The sequence below is a fragment of the Bacteroidota bacterium genome, from assembly GCA_039821555.1.
Classification (GTDB): domain Bacteria; phylum Bacteroidota; class Rhodothermia; order Rhodothermales; family Rubricoccaceae; genus JBCBEX01.
In genome coordinates this window covers 58,134-76,684 of the sequence record JBCBNX010000015.1, presented here as the reverse complement: position 1 = coordinate 76,684, position 18,551 = coordinate 58,134, and the positions used below count along the sequence as shown (strand labels likewise).

Below are 18,551 nucleotides of genomic sequence, written 5' to 3'. Positions count from 1 at the left end.
TGCCGTGCGGAGCGATCCACAGAAGTGTGATGCCGCCAATGTGTGCTAGGCGCACTGTGCAGCGTGGGACGATAACACGCTCTTTTGCGCCGATTGCGCGCTCTTTTGCACCGGCATCGCCTTTTTGCGCCATTGTGCACGCCGTCGCTTCTATCCCCGCTTCCGGAGAGGTGGTCTGTACCGGTCGCTGCGATATTTTCCCGGGCCTGCTCTCCCGCCGATGGCGTCTCGGCGGAAGCCTGCGGCGCCTCCTCGGCTACCGCGCTTCGTTCGCACCTGGCACGGATCTCATCGCTGCCCCTCCTACCCTCCCGGACTGATCATGCTGCGTAGCCGCGCCGAGGTGCTTCTGGCATGGATGCGGCCAGCGGTTGATCTAGAGAGACGTCGCACACTGCGATTTCGTGCGGTGCGACTTCCTGCGGTGCGACTTCGTGAGGGGGTACTGAGCAAGCTAGCGTCGAGCGGGCGCGCCCTGCTGGCCAGCACCCTGCTCCTCCTCATCGCCGCCGGCGGTGTGGTGCCCGTCCGCGCCCAGATGGCACCGCGGGGCGAGCCGGCCCTGGGCACCATGCTCGACGGCACAGCGCTCCACCGCTGGACGATCCGGGACGGCCTCCCCACGAATAGCCTCACCGGCGTGGCCTACGACGCCGAGGGCTACCTCTGGGTCGCCACCAACGACGGCCTCGTCCGCTACGACGGCGCCCGCATGGTGATCCACACCCGGGCCACGCACCCAGCCCTGCCCGCCAACCGCTTTGCGGGCATCGTCACGGCCCCTGACGGCGCGCTCTGGTTTCACTCGGACGGTCGCTACTTCGTCCGCTACGCCGACGGCGCGTTCACCGTGCTTCCTCCCACGCTCGGGGTGGACCGGGAGTCTAGCCTACGGCGAACGCCGGACGCGCTCTGGATCGTCGGGGGCGACGCGCTCCGGCTCATCCACGGGGCCGATGTGCTCCGGGTACCTGCCACGATCCTGCCCCACGCCACGTTCGACGTCGTGCGTGACCTCGACCGGCGGCTCTGGGTCGCCACCCGCGACGGCGGCATCTACGTCTTCCCTCCGGACGCGTACACGAGCGCAGACGGTAGCACGCCGTCGATGGACGTGGCACCAGAGCGCATCCTGGGCGTGGACGACGGCCTCCCATCCCTCGACGTCCGGGAACTCGCCGTGGGGCCCGGTGGGACCGTCTGGGCGGCCACGGCTGCAGGCCTCGTGGCCTTGTCGCCCACCGCTCCTTCAGAGACGTGGCTGCCAGGCCGCCCGCTGCTCGAAGTGGCCCACGATGCCTACGGTCGCACCTGGGTCGTCGCCGAAGGGCAAGACGATACGGACCGCCGGGTTTGGCGCATCGAGGGCCGCACCGCAACGCCGTTCTTGGGCGATGCGCGGTTCAGCTTCCAGGGTACCTTTTGGAAAGGCGACGACAACGAGCTCTGGATGGTGTGGAGCGCCGAGCAGGACGGCCAGGCCCACCTCTACCGCTTGAGCGCCGAGGGCGTCCCGACGCTTGCCGTCACGCTCCCAGGCCAGATCGTTGAGGTCGCGCCCAGTGCGGACGGGCTGCTCTGGCTTGCGACGACGAGCGGCCTCTACCACGTCCGGCAGCAGCCTATCCAGGCCGTCCCCTTTGGCGCCTATAGTGCCACCTACGGACTCACGGAACGCACGGACGGCTCGGTCTGGGCAGCGATCGTCGGCCCCGGCGGCCCTGCCCGCATCAGCCCCGACCTCACGGCGACGCGCCTCCCGGCCACACTCGGGTATGCGACGGTCCTCTACGAGACGCGGGACGGGACCCTATGGGGCGGTAGCCGCTTCTGCCGCTTTGAAGGCACCATCTGCCGTCCCGTCGCGGTCGGTCCAGACCGCGAGACTCTGCATGGCGTGTACGCCCTCTTCGAGGACCGTAGCGGCTGGCTGTGGGTAAGCGCCCGCGGCGAGCTCTGGCGGGGACGAGCGGACCTTCCTCCGCTGCAGTGGCGCTCGTTCTCTGTGGTCGATGAGCTGCCACATGATCACATTCAGGTGTTCTACGAGACCGTCGACGGCGCCCTGCTCCTCGGCACCGACGGGAAGGGCCTGCTCCGGGTTACCTCACCCCTCGACGCCGATACCCTCGCCTTCGAGGTCCTCAGCGAAGACGAGGGCCTCGCCTCGAACCACGTTCGCGACCTGCACGAAGACGACGAGGGGCTACTCTGGATCGCGACCGAGGACCGGGGGCTCTGCCGCCTTGATCGCCAAGGGGCCGTCTCCCTGCACGGGGGGGCCCTGGACTGCCTCGGCCAAGACGACGGGCTCCACTCGAACTCGCTCCACCGGATCCTCGACGACGACCACGGGCGGCTCTGGATGAACAGCAACCAGGGCCTCTTCTGGGTGGCCCGCGCTGACCTCGACGCCTGGGCGCGGGGCGAGGTCAGCACCGTGCCGTCGGTAGCCTATGGGGAAATCGACGGCCTGCCTGCGCGGGAGGGCAACGGTGGCGTACAGCAGGCCGGGCTCCGCGCCCGCGACGGCCGCCTCTGGTTTCCGACTATGGGCGGGATCGCCGTCGTGGACCCGGCCGCGATCACGCCGCCGTCCCTGCCCACGTCGCTCATCGAAACCATCCGCACGGGCGACCGCACGCTTTCGGTCGGCGCCAGCGAAGCGGTCGTGCTACCGCCCGCCGAGCGCGACCTCCGTGTCACGTTCACCGCGCCGACCTTCCTCCGCGCACAGAGCATCCGCTTCCAGTACCGCCTCGTCGGCCACCGCGACGCCTGGGAGGAAGCGACGGCCGCGCGCGAGGCTGTCTACACGAACCTCCCGCCGGGCCGCTACACCTTCGAGGTACGCGCCGGGGCTGGCGGAGCCTGGAGTTCGCCCGTTGCCCTCCCCGTGCACCAGCGCGCCTCCTGGCACGAGACCCTGTGGTTTAGCCTTGCCCTCGGCCTCGGCTTGCTTGGGCTCGTCTATGGGCTCGTGGACCATCGGCTGCGCCGGGCGGCACGCCGCGCCCGCGACCTCGAAGCGGCCGTGGACGCACAAACCGAGACGCTCCGCCGCCAGAACACCCAACTCGAACAGCAGACCGCCGAGCTCGAACAGGCGGCCGAGCTCAAGACGCGCTTCCTCGCCAGCATCTCGCACGAGTTTCGCACGCCGCTCACGCTCACCTTCGGCCCTATCGAGGACCTGCTCCGCGGCGAATACGACTCCGTCGCGGAGGCGCGGCCTCACTTTGCGCGCGCGCGCAGCAACGGCCGTCGCCTCCTGCGCCTCATCAACCAGTTGCTCGACCTGTCGCGACTCGGCGCCGGGGCCATCACACTCAACCCAACGGCCCAGCCCAACGACCTTGGCGTCCATGTCCGCCACCTCGCGGCGCTCTTCGCCACGCATGCCGCGCAACGTGGGGTCGCGCTCCACACGGTTGTCGCCGCGCATCCCTTCACGCGCGAGTTCGATGCCGACGTGCTCGACAAGATCGTCGTCAACCTGCTCTCCAACGCATTCAAGTTCACGCCAGCAGGCGGCACGGTACGGGTCGCGCTGGAGGCCGAGGGCGACGTGGCAGTGTTGATCGTCGAGGACACGGGCCTGGGCATCGCACCCGAGGACCAGGTGCGGGTGTTCGAGCGGTTCTACCAGGTCGAAAGCGGGCCTACGCGCTCGCACGACGGGTCCGGCGTGGGGCTCGCCCTGGTGCGTGAACTCGCCGACCTGCACGGCGGCACGGTCGCTGTGGAGAGTCAGCTGGACGAGGGCGCGCGATTTACGGTGCGGCTTCCCGGCCTCGCCCGGCCCTCCGTGTCGCAGCCTTCCGGGGACGCCTTGCCCGGAGCCACTCCAACCGTATCTCGCTCGCTTTCCTCGTTGGACGCTTCCCTTGACGACGCTTCTCTCGAAGACGCTGCTCCCCTTCCCGAGCCTGCGATGACCTCCGCAGACGCGCTCCCGGGGACACCTAGGCCGTTGGTACTCGTCGTGGAAGACAACGCGGACATGCGGGCCTACCTCGGCGCGCAGCTCGGCCGCTATGCTCGCGTCGAGACCGCTGCCGACGGGGCCGACGGTATCGAGCGGGCGCGCTCCATCGTCCCTGACCTCGTGGTGACCGACGTGATGATGCCGCGTGTCGATGGGCTCGCGCTTTGCGCCACGCTGAAGGGCGACACCCGGACGAGTCACATTCCCGTCCTCCTACTTTCGGCGCGAGCGGACGTGGAGAGCCGCATCGCAGGGTATGACCTCGGTGCGGACGCGTACCTCGCCAAACCCTTCCACGCCGCAGAGCTACGCGCGCAGGTGATGGGCCTCCTGCGCGAGCGCGCCCGGCTCCAAGCCCGGTTTGCAGCGATGCGACGACGCGCCATGGGCCCTCCTGTCAAGACGAGTCCGATTCCTGCCCCAACGACACACGCCGCTGCAGAGCCTGCCGCCCAGTCGTCGCTTCCGCCTCGCGAAGCAGCCTTCCTCGCCGATCTGGAGGCCGCCATCGCAGACGGGCTCGACGACCCGGCCTTCAACACCGAGCGGTTGGCTGGAGTGCTCGCATTGAGCCGGCGTCAGCTCCAACGCAAGCTGAACGCACTCACCGGCGACTCCCCTGGCGGCCTCATCCGCGAGGCTCGCCTCGACCGCGCCGCGACGCTCCTTGCAGCTGGGGAACTGAGCGTGAAGGAAGTCGCGGCGGCCGTGGGGTTTCGGAGCAACTCTGCCTTCGGTCGCGCTTTCCGCGAGCGGCACGGGGCGACCCCGTCGGCTTATTCTCGCGTCCTCGCTGCCAAGTAAAGCGCCGGACCGCTGATACACCCCACCGCACGTCCGAGAAGCCGCGGCAGCCCCGATCTAGTTAGTTCGGGCGCGTCTGGGGACCGAGAGGGCACCTGGCGGCTCGTTGAACACCTGAGTGCGAAGCCGGTGACGATTCGCTGGCGCCCGGCGATGACGTACCCGTGACTCCAGCATCTATGGGCGGACTCGTCCGGCGTGACCGCAAGCACTCCGTAAAGCCTACCACGGCTATCCTGCCCAGCGCCACGTACTGACGGCACCTCTCTAGGGCACCCGCAAGCAAAGACGGCTCTCGTCCTACGCCTCGCCTTCAGGGTTCTAGGCAATTTTCTGTCTTTTGACTAAACTCCCCCGGCTGCTGCCATGCAGCAGACGATTCCTCGGCCAGGCCTCTCACGACAGCCGGGCCGCGCAGATTGATCGAAGCCCATCGGGGGATCACAGCATCCAGTGCCGGACCCAAACTTTGGGCAGGCCTTGGTCAATCAGGGGGCTACGCACGTTGCCCTTGACCGAGTGGCACAGCTCGGCGAACGCAGTGAACCGGGACAGCAACCGCTCCAGGCTGGGATCTACGTAGGCCGCTAGCGAAGCAGGAATCAGCACAAACCCCAAGACCGCTCAAGCGCTAGGCATACACCCCCAACTATGTCAGATTATTCAACCCCTGCAAAAGACAGAGTACCCTTCGTACAGAAAGCCGCTTTTGGGTCGGGCCACCTGGTAAACAACCTAATGCCAGGAGCTCTATCTGTTTTCATGTTCTTTCTCCTCACGGCTTTCGGGATGGATCCGTTCCTTGCAGGGTTACTCGGCGGCTTACCAAGGTTAATTGACGCCATATCTGACCCTGTTATGGGGTACATCTCCGATAACACAAACACACGCTGGGGAAGGCGCAGGCCCTACATATTTATTGGCGCAATCCTTACTGGTCTTTTATTTATTCTCCTTTGGCAAATGGATGAAAGTAATTCTCAGGATTATAATTTTTGGTACTTCTTAACAGTCTCAGCTGTATTCATCCTAGCAAACACTGCTTTCTCCACACCACTTATTGGTCTTGGATATGAGATGACTTCAGACTACAACGAGCGGACCCGACTCATGGGTCTAGCTAATACGGTTGGCCAGGTTGCCTGGATGATTGTCCCTTGGTTTTGGGTCCTAATTGCCGACGAGAATCTCTTTGCCACTCAGGCAGAGGGTGTACGAACGCTTTCTATTATCGTCGGCGTGATCGCTATAATCTTCGGCGTCTTACCTGCAATCTTCTGCAAAGGTATTGACTCAAGTCGAATTGAGAACCGCCAGGAAATATCGCTGAGCAACCTCGCCAATATTTTCAAAAGTCTATTCAAAGGAATGGTCGAGGTTTTTAGACACAAGCCTTTCCTAAAGTTGTGCGGCGCTACATTCTTAGTCTTTAATGGATTTCAGATAGTTGCCTCTTTTAGCTTCTTTATTATTCTTTTCTATTTGTTCAACGGCGACTACGCAGCTGCTGGGACCTGGCCAGCCTGGTTCTCTACGATTCTCGCAGGCATTACCGCTTTCTTTGTAATCCCGATCGTGTCTTGGATGGCAAGCAAATGGGGCAAGAAGAATGCCTTCATTATCGCCACGGCGCTTTCGATCGTCGGCTATGTTGTAAAGTGGTGGGGGTTTAACCCTGAGAATCCGTTCCTCATGTTTTTCCCACTTCCGCTTATGGCGTTCGGCCTCGGCTGTCTGTTCACGCTGATGATGAGCATGACCGCCGATGTTTGCGATCTAGACGAACTAGAGAATGGGATGCCCCGCAAAGAAGGCACCTTTGGCGCGATTTACTGGTGGACCGTCAAGCTAGGACAGGCCCTCGCCCTCATTGTCGGAGGAGCCGTACTCGGCTGGGTAGGGTTTGATGGAAACGCCGCTACCCAATCTGTAGAAACCATGACCCAGTTGCGAATCGCAGACATTGTTATCCCCGCCGTGACTGCTGCCTTGGCCATCGTGGTCATGTGGAATTATGACCTAAGCGAAGAAAAAGCGAGGGGGATAAAAACAGAACTGGAAGAGCGGAGAGGGTCACTGTAGTCCATCCTGACGTTTTATTTGCACGAAGTGGAAACGACCATGTCAGCAAAAGCCGTAATCATCGTAGTGGGGATTGTCCTCATAGGCATGTCCGTCCTCAGCAGCCAGGGCCGAAAGGGCGCAGTCGCCCAGCTTATCAGCCCCAAGGTGGGCATCCCACTGGGGGTCCTTGGCGTGTTGATGGTCCTATTTGGGAGCTACACCTCCGACATTGCGCATGTGAGCAGCCAGATGGAGAACGTCTCGATGGGCAACCGAGTCGAGATCGAGGGCCCTGTTGCTTCGGTCACGGTCACCTCGCCAGTCGAAGCAGACTCTGTCGACTGTAGGATCCTGTCCACGGGCGTGTACCCAGAGGGGCATGAGCAGGACATCTGGGTCGTAATGAAGCCCTCCGACGAGAAGTACTACCCCCAATCCGATCACACGAATACGTCCTACAAACGAGATGGCAAATGGCAGGTGGTTACTCGATTCGGAGGCGACTACCAAGAACGATATGAGCTCATTGCCTACGAGACCGACGAATCAGCCTCACAGTTCTTCAGCACGACTATCGAAAGCTGGAAGCGTCAGGAATCTTATCCTGGGCTTGAGGACGCCGACATGCCTGAGGGGGCGACGGAGGTAGACAGAGTGAATGTGTACCTGGGCAAGAACTGTCGGGGCGTCTTCTAGCGGACCTGTTCCAGTCGCGTCGGACGCAACGAGGAGGCTTAGAAACGATGAGGCTCGGGCAAGAGGCCGAGATCTAAGCTCAGCAGACGGCGATCTAAGCTCAGCGGACGGCGATCTAAGCTCAGCGGACGGCGATCTAAGCTCAGCGGACGGCGCAGGCGCGGCGTTTCTCCTTGCCACCGGGGACGGTGTATACCGCCGTGCATGATAGACGCCTCGCACCCTCACCTCGTGCGTCGTCTCTCACGCACCTCGGCGGGTAACTGCCACTAGCGAGCGCCTGCCTCTGCAGCAGGCTTCACGGTGGCCCGGCCGACGCCCTGGAAACGCTTCCCTTCACGCTTGGCGAACCAACTCCTTCGCGGTACATTGGGGTATCCCTGAAAAGGTTTTCATCGTTTCCCCTAGTCCTGCCGCGCAGTGTCGATGTCCGGAGCCTCTCCCACCCCGTCGTCTTCTCCTCCCTCGTCGATGGACGTCAATCGTCTCTACGTCACCCGCGTTGCCCTGACCGTCGCGCTCGGCGGCTTTCTGATGGGCTTCGACGCCTCGGTCATCTCCGGCGTCGTGGGCTTCATCGAGACGGAGTTCAGCCTCACGAAGGCGCAGTTGGGCTTCTCCGTGGCTTCGCTCACGCTCACCTCCACGCTCGCGATGATGCTCGCGGGCCCGCTGGCCGACCGCTTCGGACGCAAGCCGATTCTTTTCGCGGCCGCCATTCTCTATGCCATATCAGCGATCGGTTCAGCGCTCGCGCCCTCGTTTGCAACCCTCGTGATCGCTCGCATGATCGGCGGCATCGGGGTGGGAGCGTCCCTCATCATCGCGCCGATGTACATCGCCGAGCTCGCGCCGCCGCACATGCGCGGCCAGATGGTGTCGTTCAACCAGCTCAACATCGTGATCGGCATCACGGTGGCGTTCTTCACGAACTACCTCATCCTTCAGCTCGCCGACTCGTCGGCCGGCTGGGCGCTGTCGCTCGGGATCGCAGGCAACGAGTGGCGCTGGATGTTGGGCCTAGAGATGCTACCAGCCATCCTCTACTTCTTCGGCCTCTTCTTCGTCCCCTCCAGCCCGCGCTGGCTGCTGATGCAGGGCCGGCGCGACGAAGCACTACCCGTCATGCAAATGGCCATCGGCAACGTGGCCGCCATCCAGGAACTCGATGAGATCCAGGAGAGCATGTCCGAGGATCGGGAAGGGCGGGCCGAGGCCCTGGCGGAGGTCCAGCGGCGCCTCGCAGCAGGAGACTCGCTGCTGCGCATTCGGGTCGGTCAGCTTGTGAACCGGCTCGGCCAGTTGTTCTCGCCCTCACTCCGGCTCGTGCTGACGATCGGCATCGTGATCGGCGTGATCCAGCAGGCGACCGGCATCAATGCCGTGTTTTTCTACGCTCCGACCATCTTCGAGCAGTCCGGCATTGGAACGGATGCGGCGTTCGTGCAGGCCATCCTCGTGGGCGTGATCAACCTGGTGTTTACGCTTCTCGCCATCATGGTGATCGATCGGCTTGGCCGCCGCCCCCTGCTCATCGGCGGGCTCGTCGGAATCACGCTGTCCATGTGCCTCCTCGCCTACGGCTTTGGTCAGGCGACCTACACGCTCACGCCCGCCGCCACAGAAATTGTCGAGGATGCGAGCCTGGCCCCAAGCATCGCGCCGCTGATCGGCCAGACCTACGAGAGCGACGTGGCATTTAAGGCGGCACTCACCGAGGCCATCGGGCGCGAGGAAGCAACCCGCTACGAGTCCGAGTTCCTCACCGACGCCGTTGCTCTGAGCCCGATGCTGATCCTGATTGGCATCCTCGGATTCGTGGCCTCCTTCGCGATGTCGCTCGGCCCAGTCATGTGGGTGCTCTTCTCCGAGTTGTTTCCTGCCTGGATTCGCGGCATAGCCATCTCGTTCGTCGGCTTTATCAACTCTATCGTGAGCTACACCGTGCAGCAGATCTTTCCCGTCGAGTTAGCTGCGCTCGGGGCTGCGACCACGTTTGCCATCTTCGGGGTCATCGCGTTGCTCGGGCTCGTGTTCGTGTACTTCGTGGTGCCAGAAACAAAGGGCAAGTCACTCGAAGAACTCGAGGCCGAGTTGGTCCGGTAGTCGCTGCTTTCTGTCTGACCCGCGCGAGGCGACCGCCCCCGACGGTCCCTCGCGCGGTGCGTCTCGCCTCGTGAGCGCGGTTGCGCTCCGACTCCCTTCTATGCGTTCTCGTCTCCTCCTCGTGCTCGTTCTTCCTGTGGCGCTTTTTGCGGCGTGCGGCACGCCTGGCCTGCCCGCACCCAACCCCCTCTTCGAAGGCCCTCCCGTGGTGAAGGCCGTGCAGACCGACGGGCGCTACCAGCTCACCGTGGACGGCGCACCGTTCTTCGTCAACGGCGCAGGGTTGGAGTTCGGCGATATCGACCGGCTGGCCTCGCACGGGGCGAACTCGTTCCGCACGTGGCGCATGGACAACGGGCGCAACACCGCCGAGGAGATCCTCGACCGCGCCTTCGGGGCGGGCCTGATGGTGACGATGGGCCTCGAAATCGCTCGCGAGCGCGAAGGCGAGGGCCGCGGCATCTTCGGCTTCGACTACGACGACGAGGCGGCCGTCGCTGAGCAACTCGAACGCATCCGCGGCGAGGTGGAGCGCCTCAAGGACCACCCGGCGCTGCTCATGTGGGGCATCGGCAACGAGCTCAACCTCGGCGCGACCAACCCGAAGGTGTGGGACGCCGTCGGTGGCATCGCCGCGATGATCGAGGAGGTGGACCCGAACCACCCGACCACGACCATGCTGGCGGGCCTGAGCAAAGACCTCGCCACCGAGATCAAGACCCGCGCCCCGGCGCTCGACATCCTCTCGGTCCAGTTCTATGGCGCCATCGGCGAGCTGCCGCGCTACATCGAGGAGTCCGGCTGGGACGGCCCGCTCATGGTCACCGAGTGGGGCGCGACGGGCCACTGGGAAGTCGCCACAACGCCCTGGGGCGCGCCCATCGAGAACAACAGCACCGTCAAGGCCGACCTCTACGGCGAGCGCTACCGCACCGCCATCGCCACCGACACGACGCAGATCCTAGGATCCTACGTCTTCCTCTGGGGCCAGAAGCAGGAGCGCACCCCGACGTGGTACGGCATGTTCATGCCGAGCGGCGAGAAGACCGAGTCCGTGGACGTGATGCAGCAGATCTGGACCGGCGCGTGGCCTGAGAACCGCGCCCCGCGCCTGGCGTCGTTCACCTTCGACGGGCGGACCGCCGAGGACGGGATCACCATGCAGGCTGGGCAGTCGTATGAAGCCGCGGTCGCCGTCACCGACCCGGACGACGATTCTCTGCGCTACGAGTGGCAGGTGCTCGCCGAGAGCCAAGCCATCAGCGAAGGCGGCGACGACGAGGACGTACCGCCCGCCATCCTGGACATCATCGGCGGCGAGGGCACTTCGGTGACCGTGACGGCTCCGGCCGAGCCCGGGGCCTACCGACTATTTGTAAACATTTATGACCAGCAAGGAAGCGCCGCTCATGCCAACATCCCGTTCCTCGTCGAAGGCACCTAGCACCCCCGCGCTCGAAGACCAGGAACGCGGTCCTCACTGGCGGACGCTGCTGCTGCCGGACGCGCCCGCTGCCGCCGTGCGCGTTGGTGGAGCCGCGCTCCACCCCTCCGATGACCCGGTCACCGGTGCGTTTGTGGAGCGCGACGGCGAGACGTGGTACCACATCGCTCACGTCGACAAGATGCGGCCGTTCTTTATGTCGCTCGTGAGCTCGAGCGACCACTGGACGTTCGTCTCCTCGACGGGCGCGCTCACAGCCGGGCGCCGCAGCCCGGACTTTGGGCTCTTTCCCTACGTCACCGTGGACAAGATCCACGACGCGCGCAACACGACCGGCGGCGCGACGCTGCTGCGCGTCGCTCAGGATGCCAGCGGCGACGGCCAGCCGACGTGGGCGCTCTGGGAGCCGTTCTCGAATCGCTACGCGGGCCTCTACCGCACGCGCCGCTCGCTCTACAAGTCGCTCCACGGGGACCGCCTCTGCTTCGAGGAGGTCAACGACGACCTCGGCCTCACCGTCGCCACGACGTGGGCGACGAGCGAGCGCTACGGCTTCGTCCGCCGCACCGTGCTCACCCATCATGGCGATGCTCCGGTTCGCGTGCAGGTGCTCGACGGCCTGCGCAACCTCATGCCCTACGGCGTCAGCCGGCCCATGCAGAGCGAGCGCAGCGTCCTCGCCGACGCCTACAAACGCAACGAACTCGACCCGGGCTCCGGTCTCGGGATGATCACGCTCTCGGCGCAGCCCGTGGACCGCGCCGAGCCCAGCGAGTCGCTCATGGCGACGACCGTCTGGCAAGCCGGCCTCGCGCCCGACCTCCATCTCCTCTCGACGCGCCAGCTCGACGCCTTCCGGTCGGGCCAGGCTCTCCGCCCCGAGCGCGACGTGCGCGCCGAGCGCGGGGCCTACTTTGTCCACGCGACGCTCGACCTCGCCCCGAGCGACGCCCAGCACTGGATGCTGGTCGCCGATATCGAACAGGACACCGCCGACGCCGTCGCGCTCATCGACCAACTGGGCGATCCTGCGGCGTTGCAGCAGGCCGTTCTGGACGACGTAGCTGCCGGTACGGCCCGGCTGCGCGAGTTCGTGGCGGCAGCCGATGGTCTCCAGGCGTCGGCGGACCGTATGATCGCCACGCGGCAGTTCTCGAACACGCTGTTCAACATCATGCGCGGCGGTGTCTTCGACGAGGGCTATCGCATCTACCGCGTCGACCTGATCGCGCACGTGCGGACGCACCACCGGCCGCTCGCCGACCACGCGTTCCTCGCCGCGCTCCCCGACGCGATCACGGTGCAAGACCTCCGCGCTCTCCTCGACGAGCAGCAGGACCTCGACCCAGACCTGGAGCGGCTGTGCCGGCAGTACCTCCCCCTCAGCTTCAGCCGCCGCCACGGCGACCCGAGCCGCCCCTGGAACTTCTTCTCCATCGACCTCCGCGCCGAAGACGGCAGCGTCAAGCGTGGCTTCCAGGGCAACTGGCGCGACCTCTTCCAGAACTGGGAAGCACTCGGGCGCTCGTTCCCGGCCTTCGCTGAGGGCATGGTCGCGACCTTCCTCAACGCTTCCACCGCCGACGGCTACAACCCGTACCGCATCTCCCACAACGGCATCGACTGGGAGGTCATCGAGCCCGACGACGAGTGGTCGTACATCGGCTACTGGGGCGACCACCAGCTGATTTACCTCCTGCACCTGCTCGAACTCGTCCACGAGCATGAGCCCGAACGCCTCAGCAAGCGGCTCAACGCGAGGCTGTTCACCTACGCGAACGTCCCCTACCGCATCTGCTCGTACGCCGACCTCCTCGCCGACCCGCGCGACACCATCAGCTACGACCACGACGAGCACGGCCGCATTGAGCAACGCGTCGCTGCGGTCGGGGCCGATGGCAAGCTCCTCTACACGGGCGACGCCATCGCGCGCGCGACGCTCGCCGAGAAGCTGCTCGTCCCGCTGCTCGCCAAGCTCTCCAACTTCGTGGCGGGCGGCGGCATCTGGATGAACACGCAGCGCCCGGAGTGGAACGACGCCAACAACGCACTCGTCGGCTACGGCATCTCGATGGTGACGCTGCACGAGCTGCGACGCTACCTCGACCTCATCCAGGCGATCTTCGCCGACGCCGACGGTCCGGTCACGCTCGCCGAGGAAGTCGCCGACTTCACCGACGCCGTCGCCGCGGCCTTCGCTGGCTTCGACGCCGAGGCCCCGCTCACCGACGCCACGCGCAAGGACCTGCTCGACGCGCTCGGGCAGGCAGGCGAAGCTTACCGCTCACGCCTCTACGCCGACGGCCTCTCGGGAGACACACGCACGGCAGAGCCCGCTGCGGTGCTAGCGTTCTTCGACGACGTGCGCCGCGCCGTGGACGCCACACTCCGCGACGCCCGGCGCGAGGACGACGGCCTGGCGAATGCCTACAACCTGCTCGTCATCCCCCCGGAGGGCATTGACGCGGACGGCGTGGGCGTGAAGACGCTCTACCCGATGCTCGAAGGGCAGGTCGCTGCGCTCGGCGCGGGCGTGCTCGATCCCGAGGCGCTTCTCGGCGTCATCGAGGCTATGCGCACGAGCGACCTCTATCGGCCGGACCAGCACACCTACCGCCTCTATCCCGACCGCGACCTGCCGGGCTTCCTCGCCAAGAACAATGTCGCTGATGATGCCGTGGCCGCCTCGCCGCTGCTGCAACAGTTGCTCGCCGACGGCAACGAGCGTTTCGTCGTGCGCGACGTGCGCGGGGGCGTCCACTTCAATGGCACGTTCCGCAACCGCGCCAACGCCGCGGACGCCCTCGACGACCTCGCGGCCGACTACCCGGACGCCGTCGCCGCCGAGCGCACCGCGCTGATCGACCTGTTCGACACGCACTTCGACCACCCCGCCTACACGGGTCGCTCGGGCACGTTCTTCGGCTACGAGGGCTTGGGCAGCATCTACTGGCACATGGTGTCGAAACTCGTCGTGGCTGCGCAGCGGACGTTCCTCCGTGCGCACGAGTCGGGTGCGGACGCCGAGACGCTCCGGAAGCTCGCCGAGGGCTACCACGACCTGCGCGGCGGGCTCGGGCTCAACAAGTCGCCGCTCGAATACGGTGCGTTCCCGACCGATCCCTACTCGCACTCGCCCGGCACCGGCGGGGCCAAGCAGCCCGGCATGACAGGCATGGTGAAGGAGGACCTGATCTGGCGCTGGGGCGAGCTCGGCGTTTTCGTCGAGCACGGGCGGCTCCACTTCGAGCCGCAGCTCCTCCGCCCCGACGAGTTCTTCGACGCCCCGGCGATGTTCGCCTACGTGGACCTCGACAACACACCGCAGACGCTCGACGTGCCCTCGGGCGCGATGGCGTTCACCTACGCGCAGGTGCCCGTAGTCTACCGGCGTGCCTCCTCGCCTCGCATCGAGGTCGTGCGGTCGGCCACCGAGAGCATTGCCGTTGAGGGCGCCTCGCTGCCGGCCGACGTGAGTGCCGAGGTGTTCGACCGCACGGGCACCATCGCCCGGATCGTGGTGGACGTGGTGCTGTAGAACCCGGACGCTCCGGCGTAAAAAAAGCCCCCGGCCGCGTGGTGCGGCCGGGGGCGTTTTCGTTCTGGCTGGGTGGGGTAGACCCGAACCGTTCAGGGCAGGGAGGCGACGTGAGCCTAGTTCTGCGAGAACGGGTAGATGTCCGCGAGCATACCCTGGAGCTTGGTGCGACCGCGGTTGATGCGGCTCTTCACCGTGCCCATCGGGAGGCCCGTGATGTCGGCGATCTCCTCGTAGGAGAGCTGCTGCACATCGCGCAGCACGACGACCTCGCGGAACTTGTCGGGAAGCTCGCTCAGGGCCGCCATGATGTGCTGGTCCTGGAAGTCACGCTCCGCGTCGATGTCGGCGGCGTAGGTGTCGTCGGGGATTTCGAGTTCGTACTCCTCCCCGTCGCGGCTCTGCGCCTGCAGCGAGCGCGTGCGGCGGCGCTTGCGCTTGCGGTACTCAGAGCGCGCGAGGTTGCCCGCGATCGTGTAGAGCCACGTCGAGAAGCGCGCGACCGGCTGGTAGGAGTGACGGTTGCGGTAGACGCGGAGGAAGGTCTCCTGGAGGAGGTCTTCCACGCGGCGCATGTCCTTGGTGAACCGATAGAGGTACTGCGAGAGGCGCTCCGAGTAGCGGCCCACGAGGAGGTCGAAGGCCTCCACGGTGCCCTGCTGGAAGAGCTTCATCAACTCCTCGTCGGTCATTTCGGTGAGGACGGCGCGGCGCTGTGCGGGCGTGTGTCGCTGCGGGCGGCGGCGCGACGTCTCAGAGGTCGTACGGATGGTGGGAATAGCCACGTCGGTGATGGTTGGCGAACGAAAACGTGTGGCGCAATGAACGCGCACGGGTTGATGACTAGTGTTTGAACAACAACTAAGCCGGGTCGACAAGTCCTGTCAGATTGGCGGAATCATTCACGGAACATACGTCAGGCCGCTGACATTTCGGAGTGTTGTGCATTAAAATACGGCTGAATACGAGTATGGATGCCCGCAGGAGCTTCAGTCTTACGGATCGCGCGTGCAGATTCGGCAACGGGGCGTGTGCAGCGGAAGAGACACTGAGACAGAGAGTGCCGACGCTGCAACTGGTGCGTGCCATTCTGTCTGTCAGCCCGGTGCGTCAGAAACGGGTTCTGCGAGGAGCACGCCGAGGTTAGCGGGAGAGAGCCGCCGCGGCGGATGCGCAGAGCTAAACAGCGTGGCGCTTGCCTCCCCTACGAGTGTGACCGTCTCGCTTTCGACGAGGAGGCCGGTGCCCTCGGGAAGGCCGACCACACGGCGCGCCGGGTTGGCGATCACAAACTCGGCGATGCGCTCGGAGCGGGTCTCACCGCCGTGGTTTGGGATCGGGGCGTCGGTGAAGTGCGGATTGATCTGGAAAGGAACAAGGTTGAGCGCGGCAAAGCTTGCAGGCTCTACGATGGGCATGTCGTTCGTCGTCGAGAGCGTCGGGCAGGCCACGTTGGCCCCGGCGCTCCAGCCGACATACGGCGTCCCGTCTAATACCCGCGAGGCAATCTCTGTGACGAGACCATGCCGGTGCAGGTGCGCGACGAGATGAAAGGTGTTGCCACCTCCCACGACAATCGCTTCCGCGCCATGGACCGCCCCGATGGGATCGGGGCACTCATGAACACTGTCGAGTGCATAGCCGAGATCGGCGAAGCGCTCTCGGACACGCGCACTGTAGTCATCGAACGAGATGCGGACGCCTGCGAACGGGACGAACAGCACGTGCTGCACGGTATCTCCGAGGAAGGCGCGAATCGCATCGGCAGGCCAACTCAGGAACGGCTCACCCGGGAGGGTCGAGTTGCTGAGCAGCAAGAGGCGTCGAGACACAGTGGAAACGCGGGAGAGAAGGGACAAGCAACATAGGGACTTACCCTATGCCTCGCAAGTGAACGATATGAACGTTTTGGATGTTTTCCAAATTAAAACGTTCAATCCGTCCAGAGCTATCCTCTCCCTCGACAAGAAGAAGGTCGCATCCAGGAAGCCTTCTGTTAGCGCCAGCCTTCTGTTAGCGCCAGCGCTGCCCCGCAGCTCGATGCGCCCGTGCCGCCTCTGCCTCAACCGCCCCCGAGGCTGATCACTCCCAGGAGCTTTGCGACAGCTTGTGCATGCCGGATCACATCGGCCTCGCCCTCCTGGAACTCGCCGCGGCGCTCGCAGCCCGCGCTCTCACCGTCCAGCAGATAGCGGATGCAATCGCCTTCGGCGCTGTAGTAGACGCGCTTCGAGCCCTCGCCGTAGTCGTAGTAGAGAAACATCGGCATTCCGTCGTCGTCGAGCAGGACTTCTGTCCGGGTTTGGAAGGCGGCGGTCTGATCCTTCATCACGACGAGGTGCGGCACCGGCCGTTGATTCTCGTGGAGCGCGTAGGTGAGCGTGAACTCCTGCCGGTAGATCCCAACGGCCGGGTAGTCGCGCGCGTCCGGGTTGTTGACGACCTGGAACTGGTAGAACCCTTCCGCTTCCGTGTTTTCGGTGACGCCGTAGTAGCGGTCGCGGATTTCCTGGATGCGCGTGTCTTGCGCATGCACGACAGGGACAGCAAATAGGAGAAGGAAGAGAACAGACAGCAAACGCATGGGAGACGGGGGTGACGGCGAGAACACGGAGGCGGGCGACATGCAAGGTCTTCGTGCAGGATCGCTCGCTTCGGTACGCGCAGCCGCTCGGCGAAAGGGCGCACGGGCCGTGAGGTGTCGACGTGGGCGGGTGTGGGCGTCCTTCTCTCTGCTCTACTCTTGCTATTCGCGCAGCCCGTGCTTCTCAGCCCAGGCTTCGAGGTCGGCGCGCGCTTCGTCGGAGAGCGTGGGCGTGGTCACGTCGAGGGTGACGTAGAGATCGCCGGTGGCCGCAGCCGTTTCGACACCCTGGCCGCGGAGGCGGAGGCGGTGGCCTGGCTGCGTCCCACTTGGCACACGCAGCTTGATCGCCTTGCCGTAGGCCGTTTCAATACGGCGCTCTGTGCCGAGCATGGCCTCGATGCTCGTGATTGGCTCGGCGACGTGGAGGTCGTTGCCCTCGCGGCGGAAGCGGGGCGAGGCTGCCACGCCGAACGTGATGAAGAGGTCGCCGCGCTGGCCGGTGGTGTCGGGGGTGCCGCGGCCACGCAGGCGGATCTTAGTACCGTCGGCGACGCCTTGCGGGATCGTGAGCCGGACCGTCTCGCCACCGGGCAGCGTGACCTCGCGCTTGCCGCCCGCGAGCGCCTCATCGAACGTGAGGCGCATGCGCGTCTCGGTGGCCTGCGGGCTGCGCGGCGTCCGGCCAGTCGCTCGCGGGTTGCCAAATGGGCCTCGGTCGCCGAACGGGCTACCGCTAAAGGGCGTCCCGCCACCACCGAATGGTGACCCGCCGCCGAAGAGCGAGGCGAGCAGATCTTCCATGTTCGGAGCCGCGCCGCCCGTCGATTCGAAGCGGATGGAGCCATCGGGGCCGCGCGAGAAGCGCACGTCTTGCCCGCCGAACGGACTGCCCGCCCCGCCAAACGGGTTCGCTCCGCTGTTTGGGTCGAAGCCGCCGAACGCATGTGGGTTGGCGCGGAAGCGGTCGTACTTCTTGCGCCTCTCCTCGTCGCCGAGGACGTCGTAGGCCTGCTGGACCTCCTTGAAGCGCTCCTCCGCCTCAGGGTTGTCTGGATTGCGGTCGGGGTGGTACTCCCGCGCGAGGCGGCGGTAGGCTTTCTTGATGTCCGCCGCCGACGCGCGCTCCGCGACGCCGAGCGTCTCGTAGTAGTTCGGGATCGTAGTCGTAGGCATGGGAAAAAGCCGGAATGGCAGCGTGGTACGCGATAGATCTCATGGAGCAGGGGGCACGAGAACTATGCCGCCCTCGCCTGGCCCGCCCTACGCCTGTCGGTTTGGCAGAGGCACCCGCGTTGGGACGATCTTCAGGCTCGCTTCTCTCCCA

10 protein-coding genes are annotated in these 18,551 nt (G+C 65.1%); 6 read left to right on the top strand and 4 right to left on the bottom strand.

All coding sequences use genetic code 11. The annotated features are described in order from the left end of the window. Positions 1-409: 409 nt before the first annotated feature. From AAFU51_14825 to AAFU51_14800, 6 genes are all read left to right on the top strand, one after another. The gene (locus tag AAFU51_14825) at positions 410-4,792 is read left to right on the top strand and encodes an ATP-binding protein (protein ID MEO1572527.1); all 4,383 of its coding nucleotides are present in this window, start codon (positions 410-412) and stop codon (positions 4,790-4,792) included. A gap of 651 nt (positions 4,793-5,443) precedes the next feature. Next, positions 5,444-6,874 carry an MFS transporter gene (locus AAFU51_14820; GenBank protein ID MEO1572526.1) on the top strand — a complete coding sequence of 477 codons (1,431 nt, stop codon included), beginning with the start codon at positions 5,444-5,446 and terminating at the stop codon, positions 6,872-6,874. Positions 6,875-6,913: 39 nt separating this feature from the next. Beyond that, positions 6,914-7,552 carry a hypothetical protein gene (locus AAFU51_14815; protein MEO1572525.1) on the top strand — a complete coding sequence of 213 codons (639 nt, stop codon included), beginning with the start codon at positions 6,914-6,916 and terminating at the stop codon, positions 7,550-7,552. 426 nt (positions 7,553-7,978) lie between these two features. Then, positions 7,979-9,658 carry a sugar porter family MFS transporter gene (locus tag AAFU51_14810; protein ID MEO1572524.1) on the top strand — a complete coding sequence of 560 codons (1,680 nt, stop codon included), beginning with the start codon at positions 7,979-7,981 and terminating at the stop codon, positions 9,656-9,658. A gap of 100 nt (positions 9,659-9,758) precedes the next feature. After that, the gene (locus AAFU51_14805; protein ID MEO1572523.1) at positions 9,759-11,102 is read left to right on the top strand and encodes a glycoside hydrolase family 2 TIM barrel-domain containing protein; all 1,344 of its coding nucleotides are present in this window, start codon (positions 9,759-9,761) and stop codon (positions 11,100-11,102) included. Beyond that, the gene (locus AAFU51_14800; protein ID MEO1572522.1) at positions 11,068-14,640 is read left to right on the top strand and encodes a hypothetical protein; all 3,573 of its coding nucleotides are present in this window, start codon (positions 11,068-11,070) and stop codon (positions 14,638-14,640) included. Before AAFU51_14805 ends, AAFU51_14800 begins: the two co-directional genes overlap by 35 nt. 116 nt (positions 14,641-14,756) lie before the next feature. Here the strand turns inward: AAFU51_14800 and AAFU51_14795 are convergent, their stop codons facing one another. The 4 genes from AAFU51_14795 to AAFU51_14780 form a co-directional block, all read right to left on the bottom strand. Then, positions 14,757-15,425 (bottom strand): sigma-70 family RNA polymerase sigma factor, encoded by a 669-nt coding sequence (locus tag AAFU51_14795; GenBank protein MEO1572521.1) that lies wholly within the window; start codon positions 15,423-15,425, stop codon positions 14,757-14,759. Between the two features lie 312 nt (positions 15,426-15,737). Continuing rightward, a complete protein-coding gene (gene pepE, locus AAFU51_14790; protein MEO1572520.1) occupies positions 15,738-16,472 on the bottom strand; it encodes a dipeptidase PepE in 735 nt (244 codons plus the stop codon). A 230-nt stretch (positions 16,473-16,702) separates the two neighbouring features. Then, positions 16,703-17,224 (bottom strand): hypothetical protein, encoded by a 522-nt coding sequence (locus AAFU51_14785; GenBank protein ID MEO1572519.1) that lies wholly within the window; start codon positions 17,222-17,224, stop codon positions 16,703-16,705. 162 nt (positions 17,225-17,386) lie between these two features. Beyond that, a complete protein-coding gene (locus AAFU51_14780) occupies positions 17,387-18,400 on the bottom strand; it encodes a J domain-containing protein (protein ID MEO1572518.1) in 1,014 nt (337 codons plus the stop codon). Between the last annotated feature and the right edge of the window lie 151 nt (positions 18,401-18,551).

Bases quoted from the DNA above. Each gene is read 5' to 3' on its own strand.
- AAFU51_14820 (MEO1572526.1), top strand. From the start codon at position 5,444: ATGTCAGATTATTCAACCCCTGCAAAAGACAGAGTACCCTTCGTACAG.
- AAFU51_14815 (MEO1572525.1), top strand. From the start codon at position 6,914: ATGTCAGCAAAAGCCGTAATCATCGTAGTGGGGATTGTCCTCATAGGC.
- AAFU51_14810 (MEO1572524.1), top strand. From the start codon at position 7,979: ATGTCCGGAGCCTCTCCCACCCCGTCGTCTTCTCCTCCCTCGTCGATG.
- AAFU51_14805 (MEO1572523.1), top strand. From the start codon at position 9,759: ATGCGTTCTCGTCTCCTCCTCGTGCTCGTTCTTCCTGTGGCGCTTTTT.
- AAFU51_14800 (MEO1572522.1), top strand. From the start codon at position 11,068: ATGCCAACATCCCGTTCCTCGTCGAAGGCACCTAGCACCCCCGCGCTC.
- AAFU51_14785 (MEO1572519.1), bottom strand. From the start codon at position 17,224: ATGCGTTTGCTGTCTGTTCTCTTCCTTCTCCTATTTGCTGTCCCTGTC.
- AAFU51_14780 (MEO1572518.1), bottom strand. From the start codon at position 18,400: ATGCCTACGACTACGATCCCGAACTACTACGAGACGCTCGGCGTCGCG.